This window comes from Mycobacterium sp. (assembly GCF_052145595.1).
Classification (GTDB): domain Bacteria; phylum Actinomycetota; class Actinomycetes; order Mycobacteriales; family Mycobacteriaceae; genus Mycobacterium.
On sequence record NZ_JBKQOI010000056.1, the window covers coordinates 24,859 to 41,971 of the forward strand.

A 17,113-nucleotide genomic window follows, 5' to 3' on the forward strand; every position below is an offset into this window, starting at 1 on the left:
TCACCGGAGGTCGGGATGGTCAGCCGGCGTGCACCAGGTCGACGGCGGCCTTCTCGATCGTGGGCTCGTCCAGCAGCACCGCGTCGGCCGCCTGGCCGAGCGGCACGAAACTGTCCTCGCTGTTCACCCGGGAAATCGCGCCCCGGTAGCGCGCGTCGACGAGCGCGGTGACGATGCCCTCGGCGACCCCTGCGGTGCGCCTGGTCTCATCCACGATCAGCACCCGGCCGGTCGCCCGTGCCGCGCGTAGCACGTCCTCGGCCGGGAGCGGGGCAAGCCAGCGGAGGTCGACGACCCGGGCGCCGATCCCCCGGGCGACCAGCCGCTTGCCTACCCGCAGGCTCATCCGCAGCCCGTTGCCGAACGTGACCATGGTGAGGTCGCGTCCCTCGCCGTAGGTGCGGGCCCGGCCAAGGGGCACGTGAGCCTCCGGCCCGGGGTACGGCGCCAGCCAGCCGCCGTCGCCGTCGCTGTGCAGGTCGCGGGTGTGGTAGAGCGCTATCGGCTCAACGAACACGCACACCGAGCCGTCGACCGCGGCGGCGGCCAGGCAGGTACGCAGCATCGCCGCCGCGTCGTCGGGCCGCGACGGGGAGGCGATGACCAGCCCGGGGATGTCGCGCAGCACCCCGACCGCGTTGTCGTTGTGGAAGTGGCCGCCGAACCCCTTCTGGTAGGCGTAGCCGGCCACCCGCAGCACCATCGGGTTCCGGAACTGGCCGGACGAGAAGAACTGCTGGGTGGCGGCCTCGCCCCTGATCTGGTCCTCGGCGTTGTGTAGGTAGGCCAGGTACTGGATCTCCGGAACCGGAAGCAGCCCGCTCAGGCCACCGCCAAGGGCCAGCCCGAGGATCGACTGCTCGTCGAGCAGCGTGTCGAAGACCCGGGCGGGCCCGAACCGGCGTTGCAGCCCCTTGGTCACGCCGTAGACGCCGCCCTTGCGCCCGACATCCTCGCCGAACACGCACATGCCCGGGTAGGTCTCGAGCAGTTCGCCGAGCGCCAGGTTGACGGCCTGGGCCAGCGTGACCGGCTCGGCCACGGCGGTGGCCGGGCCCCGCCGGGCAGCCTCGGCGACCCGGTCCGGGTGGCGCGGGGCCAGGGGTGCCATCACCTCGGCGGCGCTGTCCAGCGGCCGGCTGGCCAGCGCCTGCTCGGCCGCCTCGTGCACCAGGCCGCCCATCGCGACGTAGCGGGCCACGGCCTCGTCCGGCGTGAGCAGACCGCACCGGACGGCGGTGGCCGCCGTCGCCACCAGCGGGTCGCGGTCCAGGTCGGCAGCCATATCGGCGGGCGACCGGTAGGCGGTCTCCGCGTCGCTGCCCGCGTGGCCGAGGTAGCGGACCACCGACAGGTGCAGGAACACCGGCCGCCGCTTCACCCGCGCCGTCCAGGCCGCCGTCACGGCCGCGTCGTAGCTCGCGACGGGGTCGCAGCCGTCGGCGGCGAGGTAATCGAGGCCCGGCCGGTCGCGGTACGCGGCCGCGATCCACCCCCGCGGGGTCGGCACGCTGATACCGATCCCGTTGTCCTCGCAGACCATCAGCAGCGGCACCGGGATGCCCTGGTAAGCGGTGTGACAGGCGGCGTTGATCGCGCCGACGGCGGTGGAGTGGTTGACGGACGCGTCGCCGAACGAGGCAACGGTCACCGCGTCGCGCGGCCACCTGCAGTCCACCTTCAGCTTCGCTGCCCGGCCGATGCCGAGCGCAACCCCAAGCGCGCGCGGCAGATGCGAGGCGATCGTGGAAGTCTTTGGGATCACTGACAATTCGGCGCGGCCGAATACCTTGTGCCGCCCACCCGCGATCGGCTCATCCGTGGACGCGGCGACCCCGAGCAACACGTCCCTGACCGGGTCGATGCCGGTCACCTGGCGCGCACGGGCGCAGTAGAAGCCGCCGGAGCGGTAGTGCAGCAGCGCCGGGTCGCTCGGCCGCAGCGCCGCGGCCACCGCGGCGTTGCCCTCATGACCCGCCGAGCCGATCGTGTAGAAACCGCGTCCCTGCTGCTGCATCCACCGCGCGGCGAAGTCCAGATGCCTGCTCTGCGCCTGTGCATCGAAGATGGCCAGCAGCAGGTCGCCATTCAGGCCGCTGCCCGGACCCACCGGTGCCGTGCCGTCCGGCCGGGCCGGGCCGCCGGGCAGGCCGCCCACGGTTTGGATGAAATGCAGGTCGAGATCGGCTGCCGTAGTCATCGGCGGACCATCAAGGATGCGCTGGTCACACCCTGACTCTAGATCGGGCGTGCGGCTCCGAGTGGGTGTCGCGGATGGCGAAGCGACGGACGCCCAAACCGGTGGGTGCAGGCGGGCAGTCCCGTCCGCCGGTGTCCAGCTCGGCCGGACCGGGTAGCCATACGAGTGTGATGAACACGCAGGAATTGGCGCGGGAGCTCGGCCACCCCGACGCCCAGAAGCTGCTGTCCGGCTCCCTGGCCCGGCTCGCCTACAACGGACACGATGGATTCCCGCGGGTTATTCCTATCGGGTTCTACTGGACCGGCGAACGCATCGTTGTCTGCACGGCACCGACCTCCCCGAAGGTCCGGGCCCTATCGTCTCGCCCGGAAGTCGCGTTGACGATTGACACCGGCGCAACGCCGGAAGAGGCGAAGGCCCTCCTGGTGCGTGGCCTCGCCGCAATGGAAACCGTCGACGGCGTCCCCGACGAGTACCTCGCGGCGGCGACGAAGTCATTCGAGGAAGCCGATCTCGCCGAGTTCAAACGAAACGTGCGGTCGACGTACAAGCAGATGGTGCGCATCTCGATCGAGCCGAAGTGGGCGCGGTTCTATGACTTTGGCGCTGGCCGGTTACCCACTTTCCTCGCAAACCTCGTCAACGACGGTTAGCCAGACTCGGGTCGACGTCGCAGTCGCAGCCCGACCCGCGTCGCCGGGCCGTCGACTGCGGTGTAGTCGGGTTGATCGATAAATCACTCTGGCGGGGTCGGGCTCATGGATCCGATGTAGTAGGTTTCGTGCCCCGTTGGGTATCCACCGCCGTTGGTCGCGATATGAACGTGGTCGTAGTGGTTGGCGGTTTCGTTCCCATAGTTCGCCGTCCAGCTCGGCGCGCCGATGCCCGGGTAAATTTTCTGCCGCCAGATCACATGGTTCACTCCCCATCGCTTGGTATTCGCCAAGGCATACCCGGCGATTTGGTTGCCGAGCTCGATGCCCTCGGGGGTGTGATAGTTCGGGATCATCACGTCGATCGCCAACCCGTTGGGATGCCACGGCAAGGGATCCTGCCGGTACCCATAGATGGTGGTGATCTGCGGAAACAGCACGCTGATGACGCGGGCCGCCCAGATGGTCTTGACCTGCAACCTGTCCTCGGATGCGACGCCGGGAGGCAAGGGGAACTGGAAGGGCTGGGCGGCGGCGGGCGCGTTTGCCGCCAATGCCGCCAACGATTCTGCCTCCGCGGGACTGGCGATGTTTGGCGTGCTGGTTGGCGCAGCAGATCCCGGGGGCGTCGGCGTCGCCGTCGGAGTCGCTGTCGGAGTCATTGCAGGTGTCTGAACACAGCACCGAGGCTCTGTGCCTTGGGCGTAGACCATGGCGGCGGAGACGACGAGCGAGGCCGCCAATGCCAGCCAGCGGCCCCGGCCTCTGGCTAACACCTTTTTGCCCACGAACAGCACTCTAGTGTCGTTTCGCGGCGCGCGTAGCAATGTTCGTCATCTCTGTTACACGTGAGCACGGCGACGCGCTTGTCCGGTGGGTTAAATGGCTCTATCGCGATACGGCACGCGCCGCCATCCCTTTCGGCTCATATGGCCGGGGGCGGCGGGAGCAGCCAAGTTACCGAATTGTCGGTGTTGCCTTTGTATTGCGGGCAGTAGGCAGCCACCGAAACGCCGACGAAATAGCTGGCTTGTTTCAGCGAGAGGTCGGCGTCCTTCATCAGCCTCATTGCCACAACGGACGAAAGTTCGTTTTTGTCGAATCCGGCGCATACCGTATGGGCCCTCGAGATCGCGGCGTTGCGGTCAGGCAGGACGATCCCGTTCTTCGCAAGCGCCGCGATGAACGCATCATCGGTTTGATCCGCGGATGCGGGCGCTGCGGAGAACAGCGCGGCGGCGGACAGCGCGACCGCGCACATCGCCGACCACTTCCCAGGACCTACATTGATGCGGGTCATGGCCTCCCTTTGCGCGGGCCATCCGAGTCGAGTCAAGAACAACTTGCCTGAACAATAGCCGAAATCGCGGCGTCCTTGTCTCCCTAGCTGTCCCTAGGTACGAACCTTTTACGCAGCTTTACGACCCCTTTACGGCCGCCGGCGCGCCCACGATCAGGGCGCGCAGCGAGGCAACGGCCGTGGCCGTTCGAGGCCGCGTCCCTGCCGTTAAGTGCGGCCTGACCTGCGCAACCGCGGCCGGAGCGAACGCAAGAATTCCGCAAGAACTTCGCGAAGATGCGGCAAGCGGCGCGCATCAAGCTAGGTCCGTTCGGTCACAGCGACCGGCTCGCGAAAGAAAGTTCGCAAAAAGTGTCCGACCGCGGGGGAGCGGTGGCTCTTACCTATGCGAGCGGCCCACCGCGTTTCTGCGGTCCCGATCTTGGGACCGGTAGCAGCGGAGTGGGTGTCGACTCGCACACAAATAAAGACCACCCCACCGAGAGGAAACGGAACGTGAGCACCGCCCCCGACAACACGCTGACGCTGCGCAGGCCGAGCGTCCGCACGCTGACCCCCGTAAGCGAGCCGCGCATCGCCCACCGCGGCTGCTACACGTCGGGGTCGCGCGCGCTTGCCGCATCCGACACGCCCACGCTGCCTGTGGTCAAGTTCGCCGCTGCCGTGACGCCCTTGCCTGCGGCTCGACGGAGATGGCAGGGCCTTTACGCGCTCAAGCCGTGGTACACCCGCCGATTGACGCCGGTCGTCAATATCGCTGTGGCACGCGAGATCTCACCGGACGTGTTCACCGTGGCCGGGGTGGTGGCGGCCGGCGCTGCGGGTGTGGCCGTCGCCCTGGGATGGTGGCCGCTGGTGGCGCTGTTTCTGGCGCTGCGGTTGGCGGGCGCCAATCTCGACGGCGCGGTCGCTCGCGCGCGCGGCGTAAGCCGGCCGTGGGGATTTGTTGTCAACGAAATCGGCGACCGCGCCTCCGATCTGCTGACCTTCGCTGGACTGGCGGTGTGGGCTGCGCGGCAGCATGGCCCCGGGATGCATTGGTTGTCCTGGCCCGTGATCATGGTGCTGGTGGCCGCGCTGGCCGCGACGCTGCCGACGTTCGCGTCGCTGGCCGGAGCCGCGGCCGGGGCGTCGCGGCGCAACGGGGGCCCGCTGGGCAAGACCGAACGTTGCCTGTTCGTGTTGGTTGCCACTGCATTTCCGGTCATCCTGCCGGTGGTTTCGACGCAGCTGGTCAACGGTTCGCTGATCACTACCGCGCTGCGGCTGCGCGCGGCGCATCGCGAGTTGGCGGGACACCGGCAGCACGGGCAGCCGGCCAATGCCACCCAGGAATTGGTGGGGGTGCTGGCATCATGAGCACAACCCGAATCACGAGTGCGCTGCGGCATTGGCTGTGGCGGGCGGTGTGCGCAGTTTCGGGCGGGCTTAGCGTGACCGGGCGGTGGCGGACGGTGGGGGGCTGCGTCGTCGTGGCCAATCACGCGTCGCACGCGGACACCGCGGTGCTGCTGGCAGCACTGCCCTCGACGGCCCAGCCCGTGTTCGCGGCGGCGGCGGACTATTGGTTCGACGTGCCGGTGCGCCGTGCCGTGGCGAGTTCGCTGATCGGTGTGCTGCCGGTGCGGCGGTCCGGTGACGACACCTACGCCCAGTTGCTGGCCGCGGCCCGCCCAGCGCTAAGGGCCGGGCGCACCGTCGTCATCTACCCCGAGGGGACCCGCTCGACGGACGGAAAGCTAGGCGAGTTCCGTTCCGGCGCACTGCGGTTGGCGCGTGACTGTGGTGTGCCGGTAGTTCCCGTCGCCGTGCTGGGCACCGCGGAAGTGCTGCCCAAGGGCGCCAGCTTCATCTCCCACGCGCCGATGCAGGTCCGCATCGGCGAACCCGTCGACCCGGACACCACCTCGGCACCGCAGCTGCGGGCGCAGGTGATGGCCTTGCGGGGAGACTCCCTGCCGGAGACTATCGAGCTGGTGTGCGCCGCATGAGAATTCGATCGATGCCAATCACGAAATTCGCGCTGGTAGCCACGGCGACAGCCGCGGCAACCATCGCGGTCGCCGCGTGCTCGACGAGTACACCCGCCGCGGGGCCGTCCACGACCCCGGCCGCCGGCCCGGGTGGCAGCTGCGAGGTCAACCCGGCAACCGCGCCGATGCCGAGCGCCGAACCCTACCGGCCGCCGGCGACGTGTACGTCATCGACGCGAACAACAAGCAGGTGGTGAAGCTGGCGGCCGGCTCGAACGACCAGACCGTGCTGCCATTCACGGGCCTCAACTATCCCGACGACGTGGCGGTCGACGCCGCCGGCAACGTGTACGTCCTCGACAACAGCGGCTTCGGCCGAGTGGTGAAGTTGGCGGCAAGCTGATCGGCCGCTCAGCCCAGCAGATACGCCAGCGGGAGTACAAGCAAAAGCGAGTCGATCCGGTCGAGCAGACCCCCGAAGCCCAGCAGCCACGAGCCGGCGTCTTTAACCTGGGCCTGTCGTTTCACCATCGATTCGACAAGGTCGCCCAACACGCCGCCGAACGCGACCGCGACGAGCAGGCCGATCGTGACCGTGCCTAGCAATGTCAGCACGAGAAACGCCCCGATGACGGCGCCGACCAATCCGCCGACCGTTTTGTTGGGGCTCAACGGGGACAACGGCCGGCGGGCCCAGCGGAAGTACCGCAACCCTTTTCCGCCGCACCAAGCGGCGACATCGGTGGCCGCCGCGGCGAAGCACACCAGATACGCGTCGGACCATAACGTCACCAAGTGCGCCAAGGACCAGCAGATCCACACCGAACCGAATGCAGTGAACGTGGTGCGCCTGCCGCCATGTTCGACATCACCGCTGAACACCGAGGGCAGCGCACACGCCAGCACGACGATCGGCGCAAGACGCAACAGCGGTGGGTGCAGCCAGGCCGCGAGCGGATACAACACGGCGAGCAGCAGTAGCAAATACGTGTCGACCTTGCCCAGCTTCACCAGCCGCGCGTACTCCATCACCGCGACCAAGGCCAGCGCGGCGGCCAGCACCGCGGTGGTGCCCCGCCCTATCCAGATCGGGATGCCGACCACCGGTGCGATCATCACCCATGTGGTCCACCTCCGGATCAACTCCCGCCTGCGCGACGCCAGCACCGCGATACCGGCGATCACCAGGATCGCCACCGTGACCCACATGAAGAACACGGAACGGGCGTACAGGTGGACGTGCAGCGGGCCCATGTCGAAGTTGAGCGGCATCCGCCGATCGAGGTGCAGGATCCGCAGGTAATAGTCGACGAGCATCAGCGTGGCCGGTTCAGCTCACGGTTTGGACCCGGCGTCTCCACATCAGCCTCCCCGGCAAACTGCGGTCCAGCACACGATAAGCCGTGTTGACCGATCCAGGAAACGAAAGCACATCAATCGGGCCGGCGTGCGGCGCGCACGCCCCCCGGCCGGATCGCGCGCGCCGGAATGGCCCCCGGTAGGGTCGAAGAGGTGTGCGGAGCCACCGGTGAGGTGCGACTCGACGGCCGTGTCCCCGATGTAGCGGCGGTGTCAGCCATGGCGGCCGCGATGGCACCCAGGGGGCCGGATGGGGCGGGCACCTGGTCACAGGGCCGGGTCGCCCTCGGTCATCGTCGCCTCAAAATCATTGACCTGACCGAGGCCGGCGCCCAGCCGATGGTCGACGCCGACCTGGGCCTGACGATCGCCTGGAACGGCTGCATCTACAACTACAAGGACCTGAGACGCGAGCTGACGGGCCAGGGCTACCGGTTTTTCTCGCACAGCGACACCGAGGTGCTGCTCAAGGCCTACCACTGCTGGGGCGACGACTTCGTCGCCCACCTTCACGGCATGTTCGCGTTCGCCATCGTCGAACGCGAGAGCGGCCGCGTGCTGCTCGGCCGGGACCGGCTCGGTATCAAACCCCTGTACCTGACCGAGGACAGTCACCGCATCCGCTTCGCCTCGACGCTTCCGGCGTTGCTGGCGGGCGGCGGTGTGGATACCCGGATCGACCCCGTGGCGCTGCACCACTACATGACGTTTCACTCCGTGGTGCCCGCACCGCTGACCATCCTGCGCGGGGTGCGCAAGGTCCCCCCGGCGTCGCTCATCGCCATCGAGCCCGACGGCGGCCGCACCATCACGACCTACTGGACGGCGGGCTTCACCCGGCGCGACGACCGCTCCGACTGGTCCGAGCGCGATTGGGAAGACGCCGTGCTGTCCGCGCTGCGAGTCGCGGTCGAGCGCCGGCTCGTCGCCGATGTCCCCGTGGGCTGCCTGTTGTCCGGCGGTGTGGACTCCAGCCTGATCGTGGGCCTGCTGGCCGAGGCCGGGCAGCACGGGTTGTCGACCTTTTCCATCGGCTTCGAGTCGGCCGGTGGCGTCGAGGGCGACGAGTTCCGGTGGTCGGACATCGTGGCCGAACGCTTCGGCACCGACCATCATCAGATCCGCATCGGAACAGACCGGATGCTGCCCGCGCTCGACGGGGCGATCGGCGCGATGAGTGAGCCGATGGTCAGCCACGACTGCGTCGCCTTCTACCTGCTCAGCCAGGAAGTGTCGCGCCACGTGAAGGTCGTGCAGTCGGGTCAGGGCGCCGACGAGGTGTTCGCCGGGTACCACTGGTATCCGCCGATGGGTTCGCCGGCCGCCACCACGCTGGAGGGTTCGGTCGCCCAATACCGCGCCGCCTTCTTCGATCGCGACACGGCCGGGGTCGAGGCCCTCGTGGGGTCGGGTTACCTCGCGCCGGACGAGCCCAGTGAGCGCTTCGTCACCGAGCACTTCGCGCGTGCGAGCGCCGACACCGGCATTGACCGTGCGCTGCGGCTCGATACGACGGTGATGCTGGTCGACGACCCGGTCAAGCGGGTGGACAACATGACCATGGCCTGGGGATTGGAGGGCCGCGTCCCGTTCCTCGACCACGAGCTGGTCGAATTGGCGGCAACCTGCCCCCCGCAGTTGAAGATCGCCCACCATGGCAAGGGCGTCCTCAAGCAAGCCGCACGACGGGTGATCCCATCGGAGGTCATCGACCGGCCGAAGGGCTACTTCCCGGTTCCCGCGCTGACCCACCTCGAAGGGCCCTACCTCGATCTGGTCCGCGACGCTCTCTACTCGCCGATCGCCAAGGAGCGCGGCCTGTTTCAAACCGAAGCGGTCGACGCGCTGCTGGCCGACCCGAATGGCAGGCTGACCCCGCTCCGCGGCAACGAACTGTGGCAGATCGCCCTGCTCGAGCTCTGGTTGCAGCGTCACGGCGTGACAGGGCAAGCCGCATGACCGTCATCGATCCCTCAGAGGACCACCCCGAGGCGATCACGCTGGGCCTGCACGACGCGTCGCCGCAGCACATGGTCGACGCGATGGCCAAAGACGTGGAACTCGAAATGGGTTGGGGCAGGCTTATTTTCGGTCAGACCTTCGCCGACGCGGCGACGCTGGCCGAGACACTGCGGCAGGAAGTGCCGGGGCGGCGCGACATCTGCATCTATGCCCGCGAGTCCCACGTGGTGGTGGCCGGGGCGCCGACCGAACTGTTCATCGATCCCAGTCACACCTATCGGCTGCGCTTCACCAGTGACACAACCGAGGAAGACCTGGCCCCGTCACCGCTGGGTGTGACGGTGCGCACCCTGAATGGCCCGGGCGATGCCGATGCCATTAACCGCGTCTTCGTGCGTTGCGGAATGGTGCCGGCGCCGGTCGAGACAATTTGGGACAACCATCTGCACGCGGACGCGGTGACATACCTGGTCGCGGTACGTGACGACGACGGTGCCGTGGTGGGCACCGTGACCGGCGTCGACCACGAATTGCTCTTCTCCGATCCGGAGAAAGGATCCAGCCTCTGGACTTTGGCGGTGGATCCCGCCGCGGCACTGCCAGGGGTAGGCGAAGCCCTGACCCGGGCTTTGGCCGAGCATTTTCTTCGTGCGGGCCGCGCCTACCTGGACCTGTCGGTGGCGCACGACAACGCCGCGGCCATCGGCCTCTACGAGAAGCTCGGTTTCCGCCGCGTTCCGGTGCTGGCGATCAAGCGGAAGAACGCGATCAACGAGCCACTTTTCACGCCGTCGTCGGAGACGGTCGACGACCTCAATCCCTACGCTCGGATCATTGCCGACGAGGCGATGCGCCGCGGGATCTGGGTTGAGGTCCTCGACGCCGAGACGGGCGAGATCCGACTTACCCACGGTGGCCGCAGCGTGATCACCCGCGAGTCGCTGTCCGAGTTCACTTCGGCGATCGCCATGTGCCGATGCGACGACAAGCGATTGACACGGCGCCTTGTCTCGGAGGCGGGCATCAGCGTGCCCCGCGCCCGCCTGGCCACCTTCGACAAGGACGACTACGCCTTCCTGACCGAGGTCGGGGAGGTCGTCGTCAAACCCACTCGCGGCGAGCAGGGCAAAGGCATTACCGTGGGCGTTTCCGCCGAAAACGGTCCCGACGAGCTTGACGCCGCCTTGGCACGAGCGCGGGAGCAATATCCTGAGGTGCTGATCGAGCAGCGGGTGGCGGGCGACGATCTGCGGTTGCTGGTGATCGACGGCCGGGTGGTTGCCGCCGCGCTGCGCAAACCTCCCGAAATCATCGGCACGGGCGACCACAGCGTGCGGGAGTTGATTGCCGCCGAGAGCCGACGGCGGTCTGCGGCCACCGGTGGTGAGTCCCGCATCCCGCTCGACGAGATCACCGAGGCGACAGTCGCCGAAGCCGGTTGGATGTTGGACGACGTGCTGCCCCAGGGATCTCGGCTGCGCGTTCGCCACACCGCCAACCTGCACCAGGGCGGCACGATCCACGATGTCACCGCCCGGGTTAACCCGGAACTCTGTCGAGTCGCGGTCGAGGCCGCCGAAGCGATCGGTATCCGGGTGACGGGCATCGACCTCCTCGTGCCCGACATCACGGGCGCTGACTACGCCTTCATCGAAGCAAACGAGCGACCGGGACTGGCCAATCACGAACCTCAGCCCACGGCTGCGGCTTTCGTTGACTACCTGTTTCCCGGCCAGCCCGGCCAGCCGCTGGCCTGGACCCCGGAGGAGTCGCGCCCTGGCCGTGACTGACGCGGGTTTCTTGTTCACCCGGATTGGAGGCTGATGAGCGCGCGTGTGGAAACCCGAACGATCACAACGCACATACCGGCGCGGCTGGACCGACTGCCCTGGTCGCGCTTTCACTGGCGCGTCGTTGTTGGTCTCGGCGGTGTTTGGATCCTCGATGGGCTCGAGGTCACGATGGTCGGTAACGTGTCGGCTCGCCTCACGGAAAAGGGCAGCGGCATCGAGCTCGACGCCGCGGGGATCGGCTTGGCGGCAGCGTTCTATATCGCCGGGGCCTGCTTGGGCGCACTATTCTTCGGCCATCTGACGGACCGCTTCGGGCGGCGCAACCTGTTCATGCTGACCCTGGCGGTGTACTTGATCGCCACCGTCGCGACCGCGTTCGCGTTCGCGCCGTGGTATTTCTTCGTCGCGCGTTTCTTCACCGGCTCCGGCATAGGAGGCGAATACGCCGCGATCAATTCGGCGATCGACGAGTTGATCCCCGCGCGTGTGCGCGGACGCGTCGACCTGGTGATCAACGGGACATATTGGCTGGGTTCGGCCGCCGGAGCGGCCGGCGCACTGGTCCTGCTGGACACATCGAACTTCCCGGCGAACATCGGATGGCGGCTCGCGTTCGGCGTCGGCGCCATTTTCGGCATCTTTGTCCTGCTTGTCCGGCGCAACGTTCCGGAAAGTCCACGGTGGTTGTTCATTCACGGGCGCGCGGAGGAAGCCGAGCGGATCGTCGGCGAGATCGACCACGAAGTGGAGCAGGCGACCGGCCAGGCGCTGCCCGAGCCGCCGGGAAGCCAGCTCAAAATTCGTCAGCGCCAGACGATTTCGTTCCGGGAGATCGCCCGGGTGGCATTCAAGCTCTATCCGCGGCGCGCGGTCCTTGGGCTGGCGCTGTTCACCGGGCAGGCCTTCCTCTACAACGGCGTGACCTTCAATCTGGGCACGCTGTTGAGTGGTTTCTACGGAGTCCCATCGGCAAAGGTGCCGCTGTTCTTCATCCTGTGGGCGCTAAGCAATTTCGTCGGCCCCTTGGTGCTCGGGCGACTGTTCGACACTGTCGGCCGCAAACCGATGATCACGATGTCTTACATCGGTTCCGCCGTCGTCGCCGTTGTCCTCGCGGTGCTGTTCGTGACCGAGACCGGCGGTGCCTGGACCTTCATCGTCGTTCTCGCGGTGACGTTCTTCCTGGCCTCGGCGGGTGCGAGCGCAGCCTACCTGACCGTCAGTGAGATCTTCCCGATGGAGACCAGGGCGCTGGCGATTGCATTCTTCTACGCGGTGGGAACGGCGATCGGAGGCATCACCGGTCCGGTGCTGTTCGGTCAGTTGATCAATTCCGGGCAGCGCGGTCTGGTGGTCTGGTCGTTCCTCATCGGAGCGGCGGTGATGGCAGCCGCGGGCCTGGTCGAATTGTGGCTCGGCGTCGCGGCCGAACAACGCCCGCTGGAAGAGCTGGCGTTGCCGTTGACGGTGGCCGACGCCGAGAGCGAGCAAAAATCGGCGGGCACCCCCGGATCGACATCATCGGGCACGACGCCGCAGTGACGCGCGCGGCGCCCACAGTCCCCAGAACTACGATCAGTCAGGGCGCGACACCTACGCCCGGTGCTGGTGGCGTCAGGGCCGGCCTGCACGCAGGTGTAGGGATTGGTGGGAGTAGTCGGTGATGCGGTCGCGGCGTGTGGTGCAGATCCGTCGGATCCGGGAGTGGCTGGCGCTTTGCGCCGCGACCGCTTTGATCCCGTGGACCATCTATCTGGGGTTGACCCTGCCACAGAGCTACACCGCCCAGCATTGGCAGGCGACCTGGGTGGGCTTCGACCTCTTGCTGCTGGCATTCATGATTGCCACCGCGGTGCTCGGCTTCATTCAGCACCACTACCTGACGCTGTTTGCATTCGCGACGGGAATTCTGCTCTTGTGCGACGCCTGGTTCGACGTTTTGACCGCCAAGCGTGGTGATTTCGCCGTGTCGGTTCTAACCGCCGCGCTGGGGGAGTTGCCGCTCGCGACGGTGCTGATCGCTGGGACCCTCCGGATCGCGCGCCTGCAGGTGCCGCCGTTCAGCCGGGGATGGTGGCCGTTCCCGGTGCGCCGGCGGGTTGGGACGGGCCCGCGACGGTCCAGGCGGTTCAGCCGAAGTACGCATCCGGCAGCCTGACACCAGCAGTCAAAGAACAGCGAGCCAAACCCAAAAGAGCTCGGTGTGTTTGGATCACCGTGACTTTTACACCGGCGCACAAGGAGTAGGCCAAGCCCGGCGCTCGGCGGCCCACCGCGGGCGACGGGACGGGTGGTTTCGTCGGATGCCGGTGGCATTCGTGGGCTGTGGCAAATGGGTCGGGACGCCGGGCGAGACAAAGAGAGCTCGACGAACGGCCTGCGGGCGTGGTGGGACCCCGTCAATCTGCGGTTTTCCGGGTCCGCCGCCGCGCCGCGAGCCATGGCGCCGATTGCGCAATCGCCTATCTCACGGCCGCGTTGCTCGACGGCTTGATCGGCAGTGCCCGGAATTCATCTGCCAGGCCCGCCGTGTCGCCGTTACGCGCGGGTAAACCGGTTCCGGGTCACGGGGGGCGATGGGCCTCGCGACGCGCATGGCGCTGGTGATCTCACGTTGCTGCCGAGACGCGGAGGCCGGTGCACCCTGTTAGGCTTCGCGCCATGCACGCGACATGCGAGGTTTGCTCTGTCGTCGTGCTTTGTTGTCGCTGACTCTTAAACCCTTGCGCGGTTTGGGACTTGGTGAATTCCTCAGGATTTCTCCGCGCCTCTCCGCAGCCACGGGACCGCTAAACCTAAGTCTGTAACGGAAGGCCGACAGTGTTCGACGACATCGGGAGCGCGGCGCGCCGGCGTCCTGTCCGGTATGCCGGGGTGCTCACCCTGATCGCCGGCGTCGTGGCGGCTTGTCAGGGAGCTGGAGGCAGCGACGTCATTGGTGGCGGCGGCCTGGCCAACGCGCATACGAGTATCACCCTGGTCGCCTATTCGGTCCCAGAACCGGGATGGAGCAAGGTAATTCCGGCGTTCAATGCCTCCGAAGAGGGCAAGGGAGTGCAGGTGGTTACCTCCTACGCGGCATCGGCCGACCAGTCCCGCGGCGTTGTCGAAGGAAAACCGGCCGACGTCGTCAACTTCTCCGTGGAACCGGACATCACGCGGTTGATCAAGGCGGGCAAGGTTTCCGCGGACTGGGACACCGACGGCACCAACGGCATTCCCTTCGGATCGGTGGTGACATTGGTGGTGCGCAAGGGCAATCCGAAGAACATCAAGGACTGGGATGACCTGTTGCGGCCGGGCATTGAAGTCGTCACACCCAGCCCGCTGAGCTCGGGCTCCGCCAAGTGGAATCTGCTCGCCCCCTACGCGGTCAAAAGCGGTGGCGGCCGGGATAGCCAAGCGGGTGTCGAATTCATCAACAAGCTGGTGAGTGAACACGTCAAATTGCGTCCCGGATCGGGGCGGATAGCCACCGATGTCTTTGTCGAGGGCAGCGGCGACGTGTTGATCAGCTACGAGAACGAGGCCATCGCCGCCGAGCGGCACGGTAAGCCTGTCGACCACATCAACCCGCCGCAGACCTTCAAGATCGAGAATCCGGTGGCGGTGGTGAGCACCACCCTGCATCTGGATGCGGCGAGAGCGTTCAAGAACTTTCAATACACGGCGTCGGCGCAGAAGCTATGGGCGCAAGCCGGCTTCCGGCCTGTCGATCCTGCCGTTGCCACCGACTTCCGGGACCAGTTCCCGGTACCGGTGAAATTGTGGACGATCGCAGACCTCGGTGGCTGGGCGACGATGGATACCCAGCTCTTCGACAAGAACACCGGCAGTATCACCAAGATCTATACGCAGGCCACCGGATGACCAGATCGATTTTGGGAGAAAGCACCCGCCCGGTCACGATCCAGCCCGAGCTCGTCCAGCCCGGCGGAGAAACGCCGGCCAGGCCCTCAGTTGCGCGCGCGGTCACCGAGCCGGCCGACACGTCGCTGCGCGTCGGCGTTGCGACGCTGTGGCTTTCGGTGATCGTGCTGCTGCCGCTGGCGGCCATCGCCTGGCAGGCCGTCGGTGGCGGTCGGCAGGCCTTCTGGCTGGCGGTCACGTCACATGCCGCGTTGGAGTCGTTCCGGGTGACGCTGACCATCTCCGTTCTGGTCACCGTCGTCAACGTGGTGCTCGGTTTGCTGACAGCGTGGGTGCTGGTGCGCGACGACTTCGTCGGGAAAGGACTCATCGACTCCGTGATCGATCTGCCCTTCGCGCTGCCTACTATCGTCACCAGCCTGGTGATGCTGGCCCTCTACGGCAAAAGCAGTCCACTGCATATTCATCTGCAGCACACCCCGCCAGGAGTCGCCATGGCGTTGGCGTTCGTCACGTTGCCGTACGTAGTGCGCGCCGTGCAACCGGTGTTGCTAGCCCTTGATCGGGAAGTCGAAGAGGCCGCGTCGGCGCTGGGCGCGACCGGTCCGAAGGTCTTCACCTCGATAGTGCTGCCGTCGCTGCTGCCCGCGCTGTTATCCGGTGCGGGCATGTCGTTTTCACGGGCCATCGGCGAGTTTGGTTCGGTGGTGACGATCGGTGGCGCCGTACCGGGCAAGACCGAAGTCTCCTCGCAGTGGATACGCGCGTTGATCGAGAACGACGACCGCACCGGCGCCTGCGCCATCTCCATTGTGCTGCTGTCGATTTCGTTCCTGGTGCTACTCGTCTTGCGGATCGTGGGCGGGCGCGCGGCCAAACGCGAGGAGAAGGCCGCATGACATCGTTGCCCTGGGTTCGCTACCTCACCCGACACGTTGTATTGGCCTACATTGCAGTGATGCTGATCGCCCCGGCGACGCTGATCCTGTGGCGGACCTTCAAACCCGGCTTCGGACAGTTCCACGACTGGATCAGCACCCCGGCGGCGAGATCGGCGCTGAACTTGTCGCTCCTGGTGCTGGCCATCGTACTGCCCTTGAACGTGATCTTCGGCGTTTCCACGTCATTGCTCCTCGCGCGCAGACGACTTCGCGGTAAGGGCGTGCTGCAAGCGATCATCGACTTGCCGTTTTCGGTCTCGCCGATCATCGTCGGCGTCGCGTTGATCGTGCTGTGGGGATCGGCCGGCGCGCTGGGCTTTGTGGAGAGAGACTTCGAGTTGAAGGTCATCTTCGGCCTGCCCGGCATTGTGCTGGCCAGCATCTTCGTCACCCTGCCGTTCGTAGTGCGCGAGGTCCAGCCGGTGCTCCTCGAGTTGGGGACCGAGCAGGAGGAGGCTGCGGCAACACTGGGTTCGGGTTGGTGGCAGACGTTTTGGCGGATCACGCTGCCGTCCATCCGGTGGGGCCTGACCTACGGCATCGTGCTGACCACCGCGCGTACCCTCGGCGAATTCGGTGGGGTCACCATGGTGTCGTCCAACCTGCCAGGGAAGTCACAAACGCTCACAATGCTGGTCAACGACCGTTATCAGCGCGGGGCCGAGTACGGCGCCTACGCGTTGTCGACGCTGCTGATGGGTGTTGCCGTTGCGTTTCTGATCGTCAAGACGATTCTGTTCGTTCGCCGCGCGCGAGCGAGCCGACAGGCCTGACAAGGAGACATGGTTATGGCCGAGACCGGCAAAGACGCGTACGCGATCACGGTGCGCGACGCCTACAAGCAGTATGGCGATTTCGTCGCCTTGGATCATGTGGACTTCGTCGTACCCACCGGTTCGCTCACGGCGCTGCTGGGCCCTAGCGGTTCGGGCAAGTCGACCCTGTTGCGCACCATCGCCGGTCTGGATCAGCCCGACAGCGGAACGGTCACGATCAACGGCCGCGATGTGACCCGGGTGCCGCCGCAGCGCCGCGGCATCGGTTTCGTGTTTCAGCACT

General features: G+C 66.7%; 13 protein-coding genes and 3 pseudogenes. 12 read left to right on the top strand and 4 right to left on the bottom strand.

Features of this window, described 5'->3' with window-relative positions:
- Positions 1–19: 19 nt before the first annotated feature.
- On the bottom strand, positions 20–2,200 hold the full coding sequence (locus tag ACLP4W_RS03770) for a thiamine pyrophosphate-dependent enzyme (RefSeq protein WP_442384251.1): 2,181 nt from the start codon (positions 2,198–2,200) through the stop codon (positions 20–22).
- Positions 2,201–2,370: 170 nt separating this feature from the next.
- Here ACLP4W_RS03770 and ACLP4W_RS03775 point away from each other — a divergent pair, with 170 nt between their 5' ends.
- On the top strand, positions 2,371–2,856 hold the full coding sequence (locus ACLP4W_RS03775) for a pyridoxamine 5'-phosphate oxidase family protein (RefSeq protein ID WP_442384282.1): 486 nt from the start codon (positions 2,371–2,373) through the stop codon (positions 2,854–2,856).
- An 83-nt stretch (positions 2,857–2,939) separates the two neighbouring features.
- Here the strand turns inward: ACLP4W_RS03775 and ACLP4W_RS03780 are convergent.
- Both ACLP4W_RS03780 and ACLP4W_RS03785 read right to left on the bottom strand, forming a co-directional pair.
- A pseudogene (locus ACLP4W_RS03780) lies at positions 2,940–3,712 on the bottom strand (glycoside hydrolase).
- 69 nt (positions 3,713–3,781) lie between these two features.
- Positions 3,782–4,117 carry a DUF732 domain-containing protein gene (locus ACLP4W_RS03785; RefSeq protein ID WP_442384253.1) on the bottom strand — a complete coding sequence of 112 codons (336 nt, stop codon included), beginning with the start codon at positions 4,115–4,117 and terminating at the stop codon, positions 3,782–3,784.
- Positions 4,118–4,651: 534 nt separating this feature from the next.
- Here ACLP4W_RS03785 and ACLP4W_RS03790 point away from each other — a divergent pair.
- From ACLP4W_RS03790 to ACLP4W_RS03800, 3 genes and pseudogenes are all read left to right on the top strand, one after another.
- Complete coding sequence (locus ACLP4W_RS03790) at positions 4,652–5,515, top strand: CDP-alcohol phosphatidyltransferase family protein (protein ID WP_442384255.1); 864 nt, start codon at positions 4,652–4,654, stop codon at positions 5,513–5,515.
- Positions 5,512–6,147: a lysophospholipid acyltransferase family protein gene (locus tag ACLP4W_RS03795; RefSeq protein ID WP_442384257.1), complete on the top strand. Its 636-nt coding sequence runs from the start codon at positions 5,512–5,514 to the stop codon at positions 6,145–6,147. Before ACLP4W_RS03790 ends, ACLP4W_RS03795 begins: the two co-directional genes overlap by 4 nt.
- Positions 6,148–6,343: 196 nt before the next feature.
- Positions 6,344–6,526 (top strand): annotated as a pseudogene (locus ACLP4W_RS03800) (hypothetical protein); the annotation flags it as partial.
- A 14-nt stretch (positions 6,527–6,540) separates the two neighbouring features.
- Here the strand turns inward: ACLP4W_RS03800 and ACLP4W_RS03805 are convergent.
- On the bottom strand, positions 6,541–7,446 hold the full coding sequence (locus tag ACLP4W_RS03805; protein ID WP_442384259.1) for a phosphatidate cytidylyltransferase: 906 nt from the start codon (positions 7,444–7,446) through the stop codon (positions 6,541–6,543).
- A 195-nt stretch (positions 7,447–7,641) separates the two neighbouring features.
- Between ACLP4W_RS03805 and ACLP4W_RS03810 the strand changes: the two genes are divergently transcribed.
- The 8 genes and pseudogenes from ACLP4W_RS03810 to ACLP4W_RS03845 all read left to right on the top strand — a co-directional run.
- Positions 7,642–9,447 carry an N-acetylglutaminylglutamine amidotransferase gene (locus ACLP4W_RS03810; RefSeq protein WP_442384284.1) on the top strand — a complete coding sequence of 602 codons (1,806 nt, stop codon included), beginning with the start codon at positions 7,642–7,644 and terminating at the stop codon, positions 9,445–9,447.
- Complete coding sequence (gene ngg, locus ACLP4W_RS03815) at positions 9,444–11,240, top strand: N-acetylglutaminylglutamine synthetase (RefSeq protein WP_442384261.1); 1,797 nt, start codon at positions 9,444–9,446, stop codon at positions 11,238–11,240. Before ACLP4W_RS03810 ends, ngg begins: the two co-directional genes overlap by 4 nt.
- A 33-nt stretch (positions 11,241–11,273) precedes the next feature.
- Positions 11,274–12,785, top strand: coding sequence for an MFS transporter (locus ACLP4W_RS03820; RefSeq protein WP_442384263.1), 1,512 nt, complete (start codon positions 11,274–11,276; stop codon positions 12,783–12,785).
- A 121-nt stretch (positions 12,786–12,906) separates the two neighbouring features.
- A complete protein-coding gene (locus ACLP4W_RS03825; protein WP_442384265.1) occupies positions 12,907–13,401 on the top strand; it encodes a hypothetical protein in 495 nt (164 codons plus the stop codon).
- 662 nt (positions 13,402–14,063) lie between these two features.
- Positions 14,064–15,113, top strand: coding sequence for a sulfate ABC transporter substrate-binding protein (locus ACLP4W_RS03830; protein WP_442384267.1), 1,050 nt, complete (start codon positions 14,064–14,066; stop codon positions 15,111–15,113).
- Between the two features lie 90 nt (positions 15,114–15,203).
- Positions 15,204–16,012, top strand: a pseudogene (locus ACLP4W_RS03835) (ABC transporter permease).
- Positions 16,009–16,827 carry a sulfate ABC transporter permease subunit CysW gene (cysW, locus tag ACLP4W_RS03840; RefSeq protein ID WP_442384269.1) on the top strand — a complete coding sequence of 273 codons (819 nt, stop codon included), beginning with the start codon at positions 16,009–16,011 and terminating at the stop codon, positions 16,825–16,827. The pseudogene ACLP4W_RS03835 and the gene cysW overlap by 4 nt, the downstream one beginning before the upstream one ends.
- Before the next feature lie 15 nt (positions 16,828–16,842).
- Positions 16,843–17,113 (top strand): ATP-binding cassette domain-containing protein (locus ACLP4W_RS03845; RefSeq protein WP_442384271.1); only part of this gene is annotated, 271 nt, incomplete at its 3' end.